At 64.4% G+C, this 15,742-nt stretch carries 9 protein-coding genes and 1 pseudogene; all 10 read right to left on the bottom strand.

Translation table 11 applies throughout. The features are described 5' to 3' along the window. Positions 1–35: 35 nt before the first annotated feature. Entirely contained in the window at positions 36–4,199 is a 4,164-nt protein-coding gene (gene rpoB / locus U5A82_RS07500; RefSeq protein WP_326289850.1) for a DNA-directed RNA polymerase subunit beta, read from the bottom strand. Positions 4,200–4,503: 304 nt separating this feature from the next. After that, positions 4,504–5,838, bottom strand: coding sequence for an aminotransferase class V-fold PLP-dependent enzyme (locus U5A82_RS07505; protein WP_326289852.1), 1,335 nt, complete (start codon positions 5,836–5,838; stop codon positions 4,504–4,506). A 79-nt stretch (positions 5,839–5,917) separates the two neighbouring features. Next, positions 5,918–7,257: pseudogene (locus U5A82_RS07510) on the bottom strand (cell wall hydrolase). A 67-nt stretch (positions 7,258–7,324) separates the two neighbouring features. Next, the gene (gene cysK, locus U5A82_RS07515; protein ID WP_326289854.1) at positions 7,325–8,242 is read right to left on the bottom strand and encodes a cysteine synthase A; all 918 of its coding nucleotides are present in this window, start codon (positions 8,240–8,242) and stop codon (positions 7,325–7,327) included. Positions 8,243–8,323: 81 nt separating this feature from the next. After that, complete coding sequence (locus U5A82_RS07520; protein ID WP_326289855.1) at positions 8,324–9,631, bottom strand: MFS transporter; 1,308 nt, start codon at positions 9,629–9,631, stop codon at positions 8,324–8,326. Positions 9,632–9,845: 214 nt separating this feature from the next. Further along, the gene (locus tag U5A82_RS07525; RefSeq protein WP_326289857.1) at positions 9,846–10,196 is read right to left on the bottom strand and encodes a hypothetical protein; all 351 of its coding nucleotides are present in this window, start codon (positions 10,194–10,196) and stop codon (positions 9,846–9,848) included. 76 nt (positions 10,197–10,272) lie between these two features. Next, on the bottom strand, positions 10,273–11,904 hold the full coding sequence (locus tag U5A82_RS07530) for a helicase HerA-like domain-containing protein (RefSeq protein ID WP_326289858.1): 1,632 nt from the start codon (positions 11,902–11,904) through the stop codon (positions 10,273–10,275). Positions 11,905–12,060: 156 nt separating this feature from the next. Then, entirely contained in the window at positions 12,061–13,572 is a 1,512-nt protein-coding gene (locus U5A82_RS07535) for a Do family serine endopeptidase (protein ID WP_326289860.1), read from the bottom strand. 136 nt (positions 13,573–13,708) lie between these two features. Further along, positions 13,709–14,557, bottom strand: a complete 849-nt coding sequence (gene hflC / locus U5A82_RS07540) for a protease modulator HflC (protein ID WP_326289862.1) — start codon at positions 14,555–14,557, stop codon at positions 13,709–13,711. Then, on the bottom strand, positions 14,557–15,687 hold the full coding sequence (gene hflK, locus U5A82_RS07545; protein WP_326289863.1) for an FtsH protease activity modulator HflK: 1,131 nt from the start codon (positions 15,685–15,687) through the stop codon (positions 14,557–14,559). Before hflK ends, hflC begins: the two co-directional genes overlap by 1 nt. Positions 15,688–15,742: the final 55 nt, after the last annotated feature.

Here is a 15,742-nt window from a genome sequence, read left to right on the forward strand (position 1 = left end):
GGGCACTGCCTTCGGGAGACAGTGCCCCTTGATCCTTATTCCGCCGCCTGCGCGATGCCGTCTTCGTCCAAAACCGGGTCCATCGTGGCGAGTTCGACGTTGAGGCCCAGCGAGCGCATTTCCTTGACCAGCACGTTGAAGCTTTCAGGAATGCCGGCCTCGAACGTGTCGTCACCCTTGACGATCGCCTCATAGACCTTGGTGCGGCCGACCACGTCGTCCGATTTCACCGTCAGCATTTCCTGCAACGTGTAAGCCGCGCCATAGGCCTGGAGCGCCCAGACCTCCATTTCACCGAAGCGCTGGCCACCGAACTGCGCCTTACCACCCAGCGGCTGCTGCGTGACGAGCGAGTAGGGACCGATCGAGCGGGCATGGATCTTGTCGTCGACAAGGTGATGCAGCTTCAACATATAGATGATGCCTACGGTCACCTTGCGGTCGAACCGGTCGCCGGTGCGGCCGTCGAACAGGTCCGACTGACCCGATGTGGCGAGACCCGCCAGCGACAGCATCGCCGACACGTCGGCTTCGCGCGCCCCGTCGAACACCGGCGTCGCCATCGGGATGCCCCGCTGGAGATGCTCGGCCAGATCGATGATCTGCTCAGGCGTACGGCCTTCGATCTGCTCGGCATAGCGCGGACCATAGGAAGTCAGCAGCCGTTCCTTGACCGCGTCGGGCATGTCGCCCGCCGCCGGGCTCGGATTGGCCTCGCGCCAGTCTTCCAGCGCATGCTTGAGCTGCTGGCCAAGGCCACGGGCAGCCCAGCCCAGATGCGTTTCGAAGATCTGCCCGACGTTCATGCGCGACGGCACGCCCAGCGGGTTGAGCACGATGTCGACATGGGTGCCGTCTTCCAGGAACGGCATGTCTTCGACCGGCAGGATGCGCGAAATGACGCCCTTGTTGCCGTGACGGCCGGCCATCTTGTCGCCCGGTTGCAGCTTGCGCTTCACCGCGACGAACACCTTGACCATCTTGAGCACGCCCGGGGGCAGCTCGTCGCCACGCTGCAGCTTGTCGACACGATCCTCGAACTTGTCGACGATCGACTTCACCGCTTCGTCATACTGGCCCTTGATCGCTTCGATCTGCGCCTGACGGCTGTCGTCCTCGACCGCGAACTTCCACCATTCGTGACGCTCGACTTCACCCAGCAGGGTTTCGTCGATGGCAACGCCCTTCTTGATCCCCTTGGGAGCCGCCGACGCGGTCTGGCCGGTCAGCATTTCCTGCAAACGGTTGAAGGTTGCCCGGTTGAGGATGGCGCGTTCGTCTTCACGGTCCTTGGCGAGACGGTCGATTTCCTCCCGCTCGATCGCCATGGCGCGCTCGTCCTTGTCGATGCCGTGACGGTTGAACACGCGGACTTCCACGACGGTACCTGCAACGCCCGGCGGCAGACGCAGCGACGTGTCGCGCACGTCGCTCGCCTTTTCACCGAAGATGGCGCGCAGCAGCTTTTCTTCCGGGGTCATCGGCGATTCACCCTTGGGGGTGATCTTGCCGACCAGAATGTCGCCCGGCTCCACTTCCGCGCCGATATAGACGATGCCCGCCTCGTCGAGGTTGCGCAGTGCTTCTTCACCGACATTGGGAATGTCGCGGGTGATGTCCTCCGGCCCCAGCTTGGTGTCGCGGGCCATGACCTCGAACTCCTCGATATGGATCGAGGTGAAGACGTCGTCCTTCACGATCCGTTCGGAGATCAGGATGGAGTCTTCATAGTTGTAGCCATTCCAAGGCATGAACGCGACGAGCGTGTTCCGGCCCAGCGCCAGTTCGCCGAACTCGGTCGACGGACCATCGGCGATGACGTCGCCGGCTTCGACCAGATCACCGACCTGGACCAGCGGACGCTGGTTGATGCAGGTGTCCTGGTTCGACCGCTGGAACTTCTGGAGCGTGTAGATGTCCACGCCCGACTGACCGGCTTCGATATCACCGGTCGCGCGGATCACGATACGGGTCGCGTCGACTTGGTCGACGATGCCCGCCCGCTTGGATGCGACCGCCGCGCCGGAGTCACGGGCGACCGTGCCTTCCATGCCGGTGCCCACGAACGGCGCTTCGGCCCGTACCAGCGGCACGGCCTGACGCTGCATGTTCGATCCCATCAGCGCGCGGTTGGCGTCATCGTTTTCCAGGAACGGAATGAGCGATGCGGCGACCGACACCAGCTGCTTGGGGCTGACGTCCATCAGGGTGATATGGTCGCGCGGCGCCATCAGGAATTCACCGGCTTCGCGTGAGGAGATCAGATCCTCGACGAAATGACCGTCTGCATTCACTTCGGCGTTGGCCTGCGCGATCGTGTGCTTGGCCTCTTCCATCGCCGACAGATAGACGACGTCGTCGGTGACCTTGTTGTCCACGACCTTGCGGTACGGCGTTTCGATGAAGCCGTACTTGTTGACGCGGCTGAACGTCGCGAGGCTGTTGATCAGACCGATGTTCGGGCCTTCTGGCGTTTCGATCGGGCAGATACGGCCATAATGGGTCGGGTGAACGTCGCGGACTTCGAAGCCTGCGCGCTCGCGCGTCAAGCCGCCCGGCCCGAGCGCCGACACGCGGCGCTTGTGGGTGACTTCCGACAGCGGATTGGTCTGATCCATGAACTGCGACAGCTGCGAGGAGCCGAAGAATTCACGCACCGCGGCCACGGCGGGCTTCGCGTTGATCAGGTCGTTCGGCATCACCGTCGACACGTCGACCGACGACATGCGCTCCTTGACAGCGCGTTCCATGCGCAGCAAGCCGACGCGATACTGGTTCTCCAGCAATTCGCCGACCGAACGGACACGACGGTTACCGAGATTGTCGATATCGTCGATTTCGCCCTTGCCGTCCTTCAGGTTCACCAGTTCCTTGACCACGGCGAGGATATCCTCGGTCCGCAGCGTCGTCACGGTGTCCTCGGCATTGAGGTCGAGACGCATGTTCAGCTTCACGCGGCCCACGGCCGACAGGTCGTAGCGTTCCGGATCGAAGAAGAGGCCGGCGAACAGCGCTTCGGCGGTTTCCTTCGTCGGCGGTTCGCCGGGGCGCATGACCCGATAGATATCGGACAGGGCCTGGTCGCGGTCTTCGGCCTTGTCGGCCTTCAACGTGTTGCGGATCCAGGGACCGGTGCCGACATGGTCGATGTCCAGCAGTTCCAGGCGATCGATGCCCGCCTTGTCCAGCTTTTCCAAATTCTCGGGGCTGACTTCGTCGCCCGCCTCGATGTAGATTTCGCCGGTGCTCTCGTTGATGAGGTCATAGGCGCTGTAGCGGCCATAGACTTCCTCGGTCGGGATCAGCAGCGTTTCCAGCCCGTCCTTTTCCGCCTTGTTGGCGGCGCGGGGCGAAATCTTCGTGCCAGCCGGGAAGATCGCTTCGCCGGTCTTGGCGTCGACGATGTCGAACGCAGGCTTCAGGCCGCGCCACGCTTCGGCGAGATAGGGGATGACCCAGCCGCCTTCGCCACGGACGAACACGACCTTGTTGTAGAATTCGCCCAGAATTTCTTCGGGCGTCAGGCCCAGCGCGAACAGCAGCGCCGTGACCGGCAGCTTGCGCTTGCGGTCGATACGGACGTTGACGATGTCCTTGGCGTCGAACTCGAAATCGAGCCACGAACCACGATAGGGGATGACGCGTGCGGCGAACAGATATTTGCCCGACGAGTGGGTCTTGCCACGGTCATGGTCGAACAGGACGCCCGGCGAACGGTGCATCTGGCTGACGATCACGCGCTCGGTGCCGTTGACGATGAAGGTGCCGTTACCCGTCATCAGGGGCATGTCGCCCATGTAGACGTCCTGCTCCTTGATATCCAGGACCGAGCGAGTTTCGGTATCCTGATCGACTTCGAACACGATCAGGCGCAGGGTAACGCGCATTGGCGCCGCGTAGGTGATGCCGCGCTGGCGACATTCCTCGACGTCATACTTCGGGTCTTCCAGCTCGTAATGAACGAAGTCCATTTCGGCGGTGCCGGCGAAGTCGCGGATCGGGAAGACGCTGCGCAGCGTCTTTTCCAGGCCGGACACATAACCGATCGACGGGTCGGACCGGAGGAACTGTTCATAGCTCTCCCGCTGGACCTCGATCAGGTTGGGCATCTGCACCACTTCGTGGATGTCGCCAAACACTTTCCTGATGCGCTTCTTCGCGCCGGTGTTGCTGATCGTTGGGAGAGCTTTGGTCGCCATGCGTTGTCCTTGCCTTCATTCGTCGCATTTTTTCGCATCCCGGCGAATACTCAGCCTGTGCGCTATGGAATAGCAGGTGATTCGCACCCGTCATTCCACGCAAAAAAGTGCGGGCCGGGGCTGTCCGATCCGCACTGTCAGCACTTTGTGACCCATCAGAAGTCGCCCAATTCCGCCAGCTTCGCGCGCAATTCGATGCTGGACCCCGAGCGATCCGGGGGACGGCCGACCCGCAACCTTGAAGGGCACAGGACAACCGGATTGACGCCGATATAGCCATGATAGCCCGGTTTGTGAAGGGGGGTCAGCCAAACAGCCCGCGTTCCGCCCGGATCGCCGCCACCAGCCGGTCCAGTTCGGCGCCACTGTTAAACAGGGCGGGCGTCACCCGCAACACTGGGCCGGACGCCAGGCCCGCCTTCGCCACAACCAGCAGCCTGTATTTCGCCAGGAACAGTGCGGCGGCCTTCTTCGCGTCGTCCGGGCCGGTCATGCCGGGCAGGCGAAAGCCGGTGACCGCGCCATAGCGACCCGGTTCCTGCGGCAGCATGATCTCCAGTCCCTTGATGTCCCGGACCCGATCGACCCAATAGTCGCGCAGCCTTAGCAGGTGGCGATATTTCGCCGCGCCGCCGATCGCATCATGCATCGCGATCGCGCGCGGGACCGTCAGCCGTGCAGCGAAGTCGACAGTTCCGGTGGGAATGCGCGCCCGGATATCCTCCGGCCCATGGATGCGGTTGCCCAGCCAGGGCGCGATGTCCTGCAACCGCGCCTTGCGGATATAGATGCCGCCGGTGCCCAGCGGCGCGGCCAGCCATTTGTGCAGCGAAAAGCCGATGAAATCCGCGCCGGTGTCCGCGACGGTGAAGGGCAGGTGCCCCACCGCCTGCGCACTGTCCAATATCGTATCGACGCCGCGCGCCCGCGCCATCTCCACGATCGCCTTGACCGGCGGCACCAGCCCATTGCGGTTGGACAGGTGCGTCAACAGCAGCAGCTTGGCGCGGGGCGTCTCCTTCAGCACCTTGTCGTAAGCGGCCAGGATGTTCGCTTCGCTATGCGGTTCCGGCAGGGAAAAGCGCACGATCCGCGCGCCCCGGCTCTTCTCCAGATAGTCGCAGGCGAACTGCATCTCGTCATAATCGACATCGGCGTAGATCACCGCGTCCCCGGGCCGGAGCAGCGCATAATTGGCGATCAGCGCATAGAGCGCTTCGGTCCCGCCGCCCGCCAACGCGATCTCGTCGGTCGATGCGCCCAGCAGTTGCGCGACAGCTTCGCGCGACCTGTCCAACTCGACGTCGCGCGGATGGCCGGGCGCGGCATTGCGCAGGAATAGCGCATGGTTCTGGTTGACCCAATGCGACCGCGCTGCGTAGGCGGCCTGCACCGGCAGCGTCATCGCGCCATAATAGGCCGCGTCGAAGGTCGCGAAATCCCGGTTCACGCGATAGAGCCGCATCAGCGCCGCCTGCGCCGCATCGAAATCCGTCATGTCGCCGGTAAAGGCGAAGGGCGGTTCCTGCGGCCAGGCCCCTTCCTTGGTGCTCGCCGCCGACACCCCGCCGCCGCCCGCCAATCCCAGCGCACCGCCCATCGCCATGCCGCTGCCCAGAAAAGCCCGCCGCGTCACCATAATCTGCCCCACATCGCGAATGTAATAACATACCATGACGGAGCAGGCGATCGAACCCGCCATGCGAGCGAAAAAGCGATTAAGGTGTCGCGTTCGTTGTCGCAGCGGGCGAGGCAGCGCTCGGCCCGACCGGCGCGATCTTCACCGTCTCGAACCGTTCCTTGCGACGCACGCCCGCCAGTCCCGCATCATCCACAGGCGTGGGCAAGGGAACCGAAATACGCTGGCGCATACATTCGCTCTTGGCTGCACGCGGCGTCTGCGCGCAGTTCCACAGCGACTTCTGCAATCCCGTCGTGGTGTCATGGATGTAGGAAAAGCGCATGGCGGCCAGATTGGCCAGGGTCAGCGGCAATTCCTTCGGGGCGTCGTTAGTGGTCCATCCCATGATCCGGCATTGCGGTCGTCCCGCGCAAAAGGTGCGGGCGCTTTCGGGCCAATTGTCCGGCCTGCTGCCGCGCGGCAATTCGACGACGAAGCTGCGCGTATCGGCCAGCGCGATCAGCCGCACGCCGCCCACGCTCTTGCCGATCTGGTCCAGGCCGATCGCATGCCGGGCCTGTGCGGCGATGGCCTCGGCGCTCTCGCCGGTAGGCGTGATGACGCCGGGCAAGGGCAGCATCTGGGCGCTATGGGCGGGTGAAAGCCGTCCGATCTGCGGGATCAGCGGCTCGCCGCCATCCACGGTCCGGCGGAAGGCGGGCGGCGTGCCCCACCATCCCCGCCAGCGGAAGAAGATATGGGTGCCGACCGCCACGATCTTGTCCAGGCTGCTGCTCCAATAGGGCACGACCCAGTCGGTATGATAATGGGTGGCGTGGCCGACCGGCTTGTAGACCTGTCCCGCCAGCGCGCTGCGGGCGATCTGCTGCGCCCGCGCCCAGGCCACCGGGTTGGGCGTCCGCGCCAGCGCCCCGTCGCAACTGAAGGTGAACTGGCACCCGGTCCGGCGCTCCTGTCCCTGAAACACCACGCCGCACACGGACTTGGGGAAGGCCGGGTGACGCACGCGGTTCAGCACGACCTGCGCCACCGCCTGCTCGCCGATGGCATCGTCCCCGGCCTCGTAAATCTCCGCCGCCGCTAGGCAATCGACTGCGCGGGCAAGATCGACCTGCCCGCCGCGAAAGAGGAAGGGGCTGGCCGCGGGATTGGGATCGCGGGAAAAGGGGATGGCGGCGTTGAACGCCACCGCCTTGTCGCGTGGCAGGGCGAAGACCTCGACCGGCTCGACCGGCGGGGGCGGGGTAGTCGGCCGCTTCATACGGGCCGCCATTACCGCATCCAGGCGGGGGAGGGGCCATCGGATCGTGACCGACTGTCCCATCCCGCGACCGCCATGGGCAGGCCGACGAACAGCAACGCCCATAGCAGCCACATGCCGGGATGCGGCTGATTACGGGGTAGAGCGTCGGTCATGCCCGGCGCGTTACACCATCCTTATCCCGGCAGGAAGCCCGGCCTTATCCCGGCAGGAAACCCGGCCTTATTCCGGCAGGAAGTCCGGCACCGAAAGATAGCGTTCGCCCGTATCATAGTTGAAGCCCAGCACCCGGCTGCCTGCGGGCAGGTCTTTCAGCTTCTGCGCGATCGCCGCCAATGTGCCGCCGGACGAGATGCCGACCAGCATCCCTTCCTGCGTCGCAGCCTTGCGGGCATAGTCCTTCGCGTCGGCCGGATCGACCTGGATCACGCCGTCCAGCAACTGGGTATGCAGGTTCGCCGGGATGAAGCCAGCACCGATGCCCTGGATCGGGTGCGGGCCAGGTTGGCCGCCGCTGATGACCGGCGACAGGGTCGGCTCGACCGCATAGACCTTCAGATGGGGCCACTGCTTCTTCAGCACCTCGGCGACACCGGTGATATGTCCGCCGGTTCCCACGCCCGTAATCAGCGCATCGATCGGCGTGTCGGCGAAATCGGCCAGGATTTCCTGCGCGGTGGTGCGGACATGCACGTCGATATTGGCCGGGTTCTCGAACTGCTGCGGCATCCAGCTGCCCGGCGTCTGGCTCACCAGCTCCAGCGCGCGCTCGATCGCGCCCTTCATGCCCTTCTCGCGCGGGGTCAGGTCGAAGCTCGCGCCATAGGCCAGCATCAACCGGCGGCGCTCGATCGACATGCTTTCGGGCATGACCAGCACCAGCTTATAGCCCTTGACCGCCGCGACCATGGCCAGGCCGACGCCGGTATTGCCCGACGTCGGTTCGATGATGGTGCCGCCGGGCTGTAATTCGCCGCTGGCCTCGGCCGCCTCGATCATCGCCAGCGCGATACGGTCCTTGATCGACCCGCCGGGGTTCGACCGTTCCGACTTGATCCACACTTCCGCATCACCGAACAGCCGCTTGATGCGGATGTGCGGCGTATTGCCGATGGTTTCCAATATCGTGGCAGCTTTCATGATGTCTTCTCCTCGCAGAGCATGGGGCGGTCGGTCGATCCGGTCGACGGCGCCCAACCAAAATCAGTCAAGGTTGAACGATCAAACCGGATCGCCAACCAGTTTATTCTCGTCTCGCCCGATGTCGGGTGGATCAAAGCTTCGTGCAAGGCGCAATTCAGGAAAGAGTCGCGCCCAAAAGAGCGTGATGACGATCGCGCCCACGCCACCGCCGATCACGGCGGCGACCGGCCCGACCAGCGCGGCCAGGAAACCGCTTTCGGCCTCGCCCAGTTCGTTGGAGGCGGATATGGTCAGTTGCGACAGGCTCGACACGCGCCCGCGCATCGCGTCGGGCGTATGCAACTGGACCAGCGACTGGCGCACGAACACGGACACCATGTCCGCGCCGCCCAGGACCACCAGCGACGCGATGCCCGCCTCGATCGCGATGTCGCGCGGTAGGAAGGCCGTGCAGCCAAAGGCGATGGTGGCCAGGCCAAAGAGGATCACCGACCCCAGCATCTTCAACCCCACCTCGGTCTTCATCGGGCGGAAGGAGAACCACAGCGCCGTCAGACCAGCCCCGATCCCCGGCGCGGCGGCCAGATGGCCCAACCCCCGCGCGCCCACATGCAAAATGTCGCGCGCATAGACGGGCAGCAGAGCCGTCGCGCCCGCCAGCAGCACCGCGAACAGGTCCAGCGTGATCGTCGCCAGCACCAGCCGGTTGCCCTTCACATAGGTGAAACCGTCGATCATCTGGCGGATGGGATGGCGGGTCGTGTCGCGCGGCGGCTGCGGCACCGGCCCGATCATCAGCATCGCGCCCAGCGCGACGGCATAGAGGATCGCGGCCAGCGCATAGGCGCCCCATGGCGTCGCGGCAAAGGCATAGCCGCCCACCGCCGGCCCGGCGATCATGCCCGCCTGCCACACGACCGACGATATGGCGATCGCGTTGGGCAGCACGGCGGGCGGCACCAGATTGGGGGCGAGCGCGCCATAGGCCGGGCCGTTGAACGCCCGCGCGATCCCCACGATCACCGCGATGCCGAATATCAGCGGCAGGCTGACCCAGCCTTCATAGGTTGCGAAGGCGAGCAGTCCCGCCGCGATCGTCAGCAGCGTCAGCGTCAGCCGGGTGATGACCCGCCGGTCATAATGGTCCGCCACCCATCCGGTGACGGGCGTCAGGAAAAACAGGGGCAGAAACTGCGCCAGCCCGATCAGGCCAAGCTGCGCCGACGCAGCCCCGGTCGTCATCGTTTCGCGCGCGATATTATAGGCCTGCCATGCCAGCACGATCATCATGCTATACTGCGCCAGCACGGCGCAAAGACGCCCGACCAGATAGGCCCTGAAATTGGCGAAATGCAGCGGGTGGCGGGGCGAAGCAGCAAGCGTCATGGGGATGCTGTAGCGGGGCTTATGTTGCCGAAGCAACAGCAGCGCGACCTATAGTCCAACAAGATTTGCTTTGCCATCTATGAGCGGGCAAGGCGCGGACAGGGAAGGGGCGCGGCCTTCAAAACGCAAGCCTGTTGTCGAACGCCCACCACCGTGAGTCTTGCCAGCGAAGGCCGACCTCTCAGGCAACGACGCGACCAACCTTCCCAATATCCTATTTCCGCAGCAGCACGCCGCTGACCGATCCGTTGCGCACGGAACAGACGAAGGGGATGTCGCCATCGGCCGCGCTGACCGCGCCTTCGACTTCCCAGCCGGTGGACATGCTGCTGGCCCGCGCCGGACCGATCAGCCTGGATGCTGGCCCGGCCTGATAGAGCGCCTTTTCCGCGCAGGCGTCGCGCGCCGCTTCCGCCGTTGCGATCGATCCATGGCCCGGCGACGCATAGGGCGTCTGGCGCGCGTCGCGCTGCGCCTGCCGATCGGCCACGATGTCGCTGACGATGGCCGCACCCACGACATGACGCGGCACGATGACGATCTGGGCCTGGAGGGGTGTGGCCAACAGACTTATCGCCAGACCTGTCCAACTCGCTGTCGCTTTCATGGCCTATGTCTCCCTGTTTCGCGCCGACTATAGCCTATTTGAACAGGCTGCCCAATATCCCGCGCACCAGCTTGCCCGCGATCCCGCCGGACGAGGATTTGCGGCGCGATCCGCCGAACACCGCCTTGCCCAGTTCGTTGGCGACCTGCCGCCCCACCGATGATCCCGCCGCGCGCGTTGCCGATTGGATGACCTTGTCCAACGTGCCCGGTTTCGCCGCTTCCCGCGCCGCCGCGGCGTCGCGCCGTGCCTGTTCCTTCAATGCCGCCTCGCGCTGCCTGGCTTCGACCTTGGCCTGCACGGCGGCCGCCTTGTCGGATTCCGCCTGCGCCTTGGACGCCTGCGCGGCGGCGGCTGCGGCCTGACCGCGCGCGGCCAGTATTTCCTCCGCCGACTCCCGGTTGACCGCCTCGTCATATTTCCCGGCGCAGGGCGATATCGACTGGATGATCGCGCGTTCCTTCGCATCGAGGGGGCCCAGTCGCGACCGCGGCGGCGCGATCAACGTGCGCTGGACGACGCCCGGCGATCCATCTTCCTGCAACAGCGAAACCAGCGCTTCACCGACCTTCAATTCGGTGATCGCGGTTTCGACATTCAGGTCGGGGTTGATCCGAAACGTCTCGGCCGCCGCCTTGATCGCGCGCTGGTCGCGCGGCGTGAAGGCGCGCAGCGCATGCTGGACCCGGTTGCCCAATTGCCCGGCCACATCCTCGGGAATGTCGATCGGGTTCTGCGTCACGAAATAGACGCCCACGCCCTTCGACCGGATCAGCCGCACGACCTGCTCGATCTTGTCGGTCAGCGCTTTTGGCGCGTCGTCGAACAGCAGATGCGCTTCGTCGAAGAAGAAGACCAGCACCGGTTTGTCGGGGTCGCCCACTTCGGGCAGCGTCTCGAACAATTCGGACAGCAGCCACAGCAGGAATGTCGCGTAGAGTTTGGGACTCTGCATCAGCTTGTCGGCGGCCAGCACGTTCACATAGCCGCGCCCCTTCTCGTCCACCTTCAGCATGTCGTGGATGTCGAGCGCAGGTTCGCCGAAGAAATAATCGCCACCTTGGGCGTCGAGTTGCAGCAATTGCCGCTGGATCGCGCCGACGCTGGCCTTGGTCACATTGCCATAGCGCGCCGAGAGCGTATCGGCATTGTCCGCGCAATAAGCCAGCATCGCCTGCAAATCGCCCAGGTCGAGCAGGAGCAGCCCTTCCTCATCGGCATATTTGAAGGCGATGGTCAGCACGCCTTCCTGCGTTTCATTAAGGCCCATCAGCCGGGCGAGCAGCAGCGGCCCCATCTCGCTGACGGTTGTGCGGACCGGATGGCCCTGCTGCCCGTACAGATCCCAGAAGATGACGGGATTGTCGGCATAGGCATAGTCGGTGATGCCGATCTCCGCCGCGCGCGAAACCAGCTTGTCCGCGTTTTTGGCGGTCGGGGACCCGGCCATCGCTATGCCCGCTAGATCGCCCTTCACATCCGCCAGGAACACCGGCACGCCCAAGGCAGAGAAGTTCTCGGCGATCCCCTGCAACGTCACGGTCTTGCCGGTGCCGGTAGCCCCGGCGATCAGCCCATGGCGATTGGCGCGGCGCAAATTCAGCGTCTGGCGAATGCCCCCGTCCTTGTCCGGTGCGCCCAGCCCGATGAAGATACCGTCGCTCATTGCTGCAACTCCGAAAAGAAAAACCCGTTCGCCCTGAGCCTGTCGAAGGGCCTTTCTATTCTTCGAAGGAAGAAGAAGGCTTCGACAGGCTCAGCCCGAACGGGTCTGATAGGACGCCCTCACTTTACTGCGCGAGAACGGTTCGGCAAGCGCCGCTTATTTGTCGCGCAGACGCACCGGCAGGAAGATCGCCGGCTGGCCGCGACGCAGCACCTGCAACAGGATGGCGCTGCGACCTTGGCCTGCCACCGCCTTGGCCTGCGCGTCCAATTCCGCCTGGCTGGCGACCGGGCGGTTGTTGGCGCTGATGATCACGTCGCCGCGACGCAGGCCCTTGGCGCCCGCATCGGTCGATCCATCGACGGCGGTGATGACCACGCCGCGCGTATCGGCCGCGATGCCAAGCTGGCGAATGATGCCGGGCGTCAGCGGGATCGCCGAAATGCCCAATGCCTGCTGCGTCGCCTGGCCCGGATTGCTGTCCTGCTGGCTGAAATCCTCTTCGCCCTGCGGCTGGGCAAAATTGTTCAACTCGTCTTCGGACGGGCGCTCGCCCACGATCGCCGTCACCGTCTGGCGCTGGCCGTTGCGTATCAGGATGATCGGCACGCTCGCACCGATCGACTGATTGGCCACGATCGAAGACAGATTCTGGTCTGCGTTCACTTCCTGGCCCGCGACGCTGACGATCACGTCGCCTGCCTTGATCCCGGCCTTCTCTGCGCCCTTGCCCGGCTCAACGCCCTGCACGAACTCACCGCGATTCTTGGCCAGACCCAGCGAGTCCGCCATATCCTCGCCCAACGGGCTGATCTGCACGCCCAGATAGCCGCGCTTGATCACTTGCCCCTGACGGAGCTTCTCCACGATCGGAGCGGCCTGTTCCGACGGAATGGCGAAGCCGATGCCGACATTGCCGCCCGATGGCGACAGGATCTGGCTGTTGATGCCGATCACATTGCCGCGCATGTCGAACATCGGGCCACCGGAGTTGCCCTGGTTGATCGACGCGTCGGTCTGGATGAACTTATCGTAGCTGCCGCCGGTGCCGCGATGGAGCGCGGAAATGATGCCCGCCGTCACCGTGCCGGACAGGGCGAAGGGATTGCCGATCGCCACGACCCAGTCACCCACGCGCGCCTTCGTGCTGTCGCCGAACTTGACGAAGGGCAGGGGCTTTTTGGATTCGATTTTCAGCACCGCCAGATCGGTTGCGGGATCGCGCCCGACCAGCTTGGCGGTATATTCTTCCTTGTTGGTCATCGTGACCGTGATCGAATCGACGCTCGCGCCTTCGGCCCCGGCCGACACCACATGGTTGTTGGTGACGATATAGCCGTCTGCGGAAATCAGGAAGCCGGAACCCAGCGACTGCGCCTGGCGCGTCTGCGGTTGGCCGCCCTGTCCCTGTCCGAACAGATCGCCGAACGGCGTGCCGGCGAACGGGTTCTGGTTCTGCACCTTCACCCGCTGCTTGGTCGAGATGTTGACGACGGCCGGTTGCAGCTTTTCGACCATGTCGGCCAGGCTGGCAGGCGCGCCCGCGGGGGCTGCGGCCGTCAGGCCTTCATTCTGCGCGGTTTGCGCGCCGACATTGGAGCTGGTCGTTACCGCAATGGCGGTGCCGCCCAGCAGCAGGGCGCCGGTGATGGCATAAGCGTAACGCACTCGTGACGGTCCTCTCATGATCTTCAGGAAATGGAAGGCGGGACTTTTAGGGAAGTCCTGATTTGCGCCGCCTTGCCTTAACCCTCATTGAATGACGCTGGTTCCGTAATGATCCACCAGGGATCATTACGAAAGTTTAACGTCGACCCTGGAATTGTTTCAGGAATTCATTGTCCGGCGACAGGATGACATTGGTCTGGCCGGGCCGGTCGGGCGAGAAGGTATAGCGATAGCTCTGCATCCCCCGATAAAAGTCATAGAATGACGGATCTTTCCCGAAGCTTTCGGCATAGATGCGCGCGGCATTGGCGTCGGCCTCCGCACGAATGATCTGCGCCTGCTTGGCGCCCTGAGCGCGGATGGTCAGCGCTTCCTGCTCACGCGCGGTACGCATGCGGGTGAAGGCGCTGTCCAGCGGCGTGCCATCGGGCAGGTCCGCGCGCTTGATCCGCACGTCCACGATCTCTGCGCCATATTGGCGCGCGACCCGGTCCAGGCCCGCCTCGATATTCTGCATCACCTGGCCCCGCTCGGGGCTGAGTAATGCCGCGAACGGCCGCTTGCCCAGTTCGTTGCGCAGCGCGGAACCCAGGATCGGGCGCAGCGCATCCGAAACCCGCTCCTCGCTGCCCGCCGCGATATACATACGCAGCGGATCGACGATGCGGTAACGGGCGAAGGCGTCCACCTGCAAGCGCAACTGGTCGGTCGACAGCACCTGCTGGCGTTCCATTTCGACCGACAGCACGCGCTTGTCGATCCATACGATCTGGTCAACGAACGGCCAGCGCATGATGATACCCGCGCCGGTATTGCCGAACGTCTCGTTGGCGCGATAGCGGTTGATGATCGCCTTGGGATCGCCGAAGCGCACGACCACGCCCTGCTTGGTTTCGGGCACGATCGCGACCGTGCTGCCGACCAGGATCAGCAGCGCCAGCAGCGTCAGGGCGAGGGCGACGGGATGACGCAGGAATGCGGGCATCACTGGCCTCCCGTGCTGGTGGCCGCTTCGGCCGCCGGAGCGGCCTGCGCCCGGCGCTTGATTTCAGGCAGCGGCAGATAGGGGGTAACATTGTTACCTTCGACGATGGTCTTGTCGACGTTCGACAGCACGCCCTCCATGGTTTCATAATACATGCGGCGGCGGGTTACTTCGGGCGACAGCTTATACTGCTCATACACCTTGTCGAAGGCTGCGGCCTCGCCCTGCGCCTTGGCCGTCACCTGCTGGGCGGCGGCGCGCGCTTCGTTGAGGTAGGTCTGCGCGGTCTGCTGCGCGGCGGACACCGCCTTGAACGCGTCGTTGACGGCGGTCGGCGGATCGGCCTGCTTGATCGCGACGCCCTGAATGCGGATGCCCGATCGGTAGCCGTCCAATATCTCCTGCATCCGCAATTCGACCTGCTGTTCGATCGCGGTGCGGCCCGCGCCCAGCGCATCGTCCAGGCTGACGCTGGCCAGCACGGCGCGCATCGCGCTTTCCGCGACCTCGCGCACGCTGGCGTCCGGTTCCGACAGCTGGAACAGATATAGTTCGGGGTTGCGGATGTTCCACCGCACCGAATAGGCGAGGTCGATGATATTCTGGTCGCCGGTCAGCACCAGATTTTCGCTCTGTTCGGACGCCGATCCGATATCGATGGTACGGATTTCCTCGACATCCACCGTCGTGACCGCCTCGAACGGTGCAGGCAGCGTCATGCTGATGCCCGGCGTCAACGTGCGGCTATATTTGCCCAAGAACGTCACGACGCCGCGCTCCTGCGGCCCGACCCGGTGGAAACTGGTCAGCACCAGCCACAGCACCACCATGATGCCGATCGCGATCGGCCACAACGCCTTGCCATTGGCACGTGGGGGCAGGCCACCAAAGCCGCCGCCACCGCCATTGCCGCCGCCCTGGCCAAAGCTCTCGCGACCCCGGCGCAGCAGTTCCTCGATCGCGGATGGCCCTTTCGTCCCGCCGCCAGGCTTACCCGGCTGGGTCCATGGATTGCGGGGGCCGCCATCGCCGCCCTTCTGCCCGTCCCCGTCGGGGCCGTCATTCTTGCCGCCCCAGGGGCCTTGAACCATCGCTGCGATCGCGGGCATCCACCCGAATGTTCTTCTCATGACATCTTCTATAGGAAGGCTCTCCTGCGAAAAACAGTGCAAATGCCCGCGATTA

The sequence above is a fragment of the Sphingobium sp. CR2-8 genome (assembly GCF_035818615.1).
Taxonomy (GTDB): Bacteria; Pseudomonadota; Alphaproteobacteria; order Sphingomonadales; family Sphingomonadaceae; genus Sphingobium.

Excerpts from the sequence above, each read along its gene's own strand:
- U5A82_RS07530 (WP_326289858.1), bottom strand. The coding sequence starts at position 11,904 with ATGAGCGACGGTATCTTCATCGGGCTGGGCGCACCGGACAAGGACGGG.
- rpoB (WP_326289850.1), bottom strand. The coding sequence starts at position 4,199 with ATGGCGACCAAAGCTCTCCCAACGATCAGCAACACCGGCGCGAAGAAG.
- hflK (WP_326289863.1), bottom strand. The coding sequence starts at position 15,687 with ATGAGAAGAACATTCGGGTGGATGCCCGCGATCGCAGCGATGGTTCAA.
- cysK (WP_326289854.1), bottom strand. The coding sequence starts at position 8,242 with ATGAAAGCTGCCACGATATTGGAAACCATCGGCAATACGCCGCACATC.
- U5A82_RS07505 (WP_326289852.1), bottom strand. The coding sequence starts at position 5,838 with ATGGTGACGCGGCGGGCTTTTCTGGGCAGCGGCATGGCGATGGGCGGT.
- U5A82_RS07520 (WP_326289855.1), bottom strand. The coding sequence starts at position 9,631 with ATGACGCTTGCTGCTTCGCCCCGCCACCCGCTGCATTTCGCCAATTTC.
- hflC (WP_326289862.1), bottom strand. The coding sequence starts at position 14,557 with ATGCCCGCATTCCTGCGTCATCCCGTCGCCCTCGCCCTGACGCTGCTG.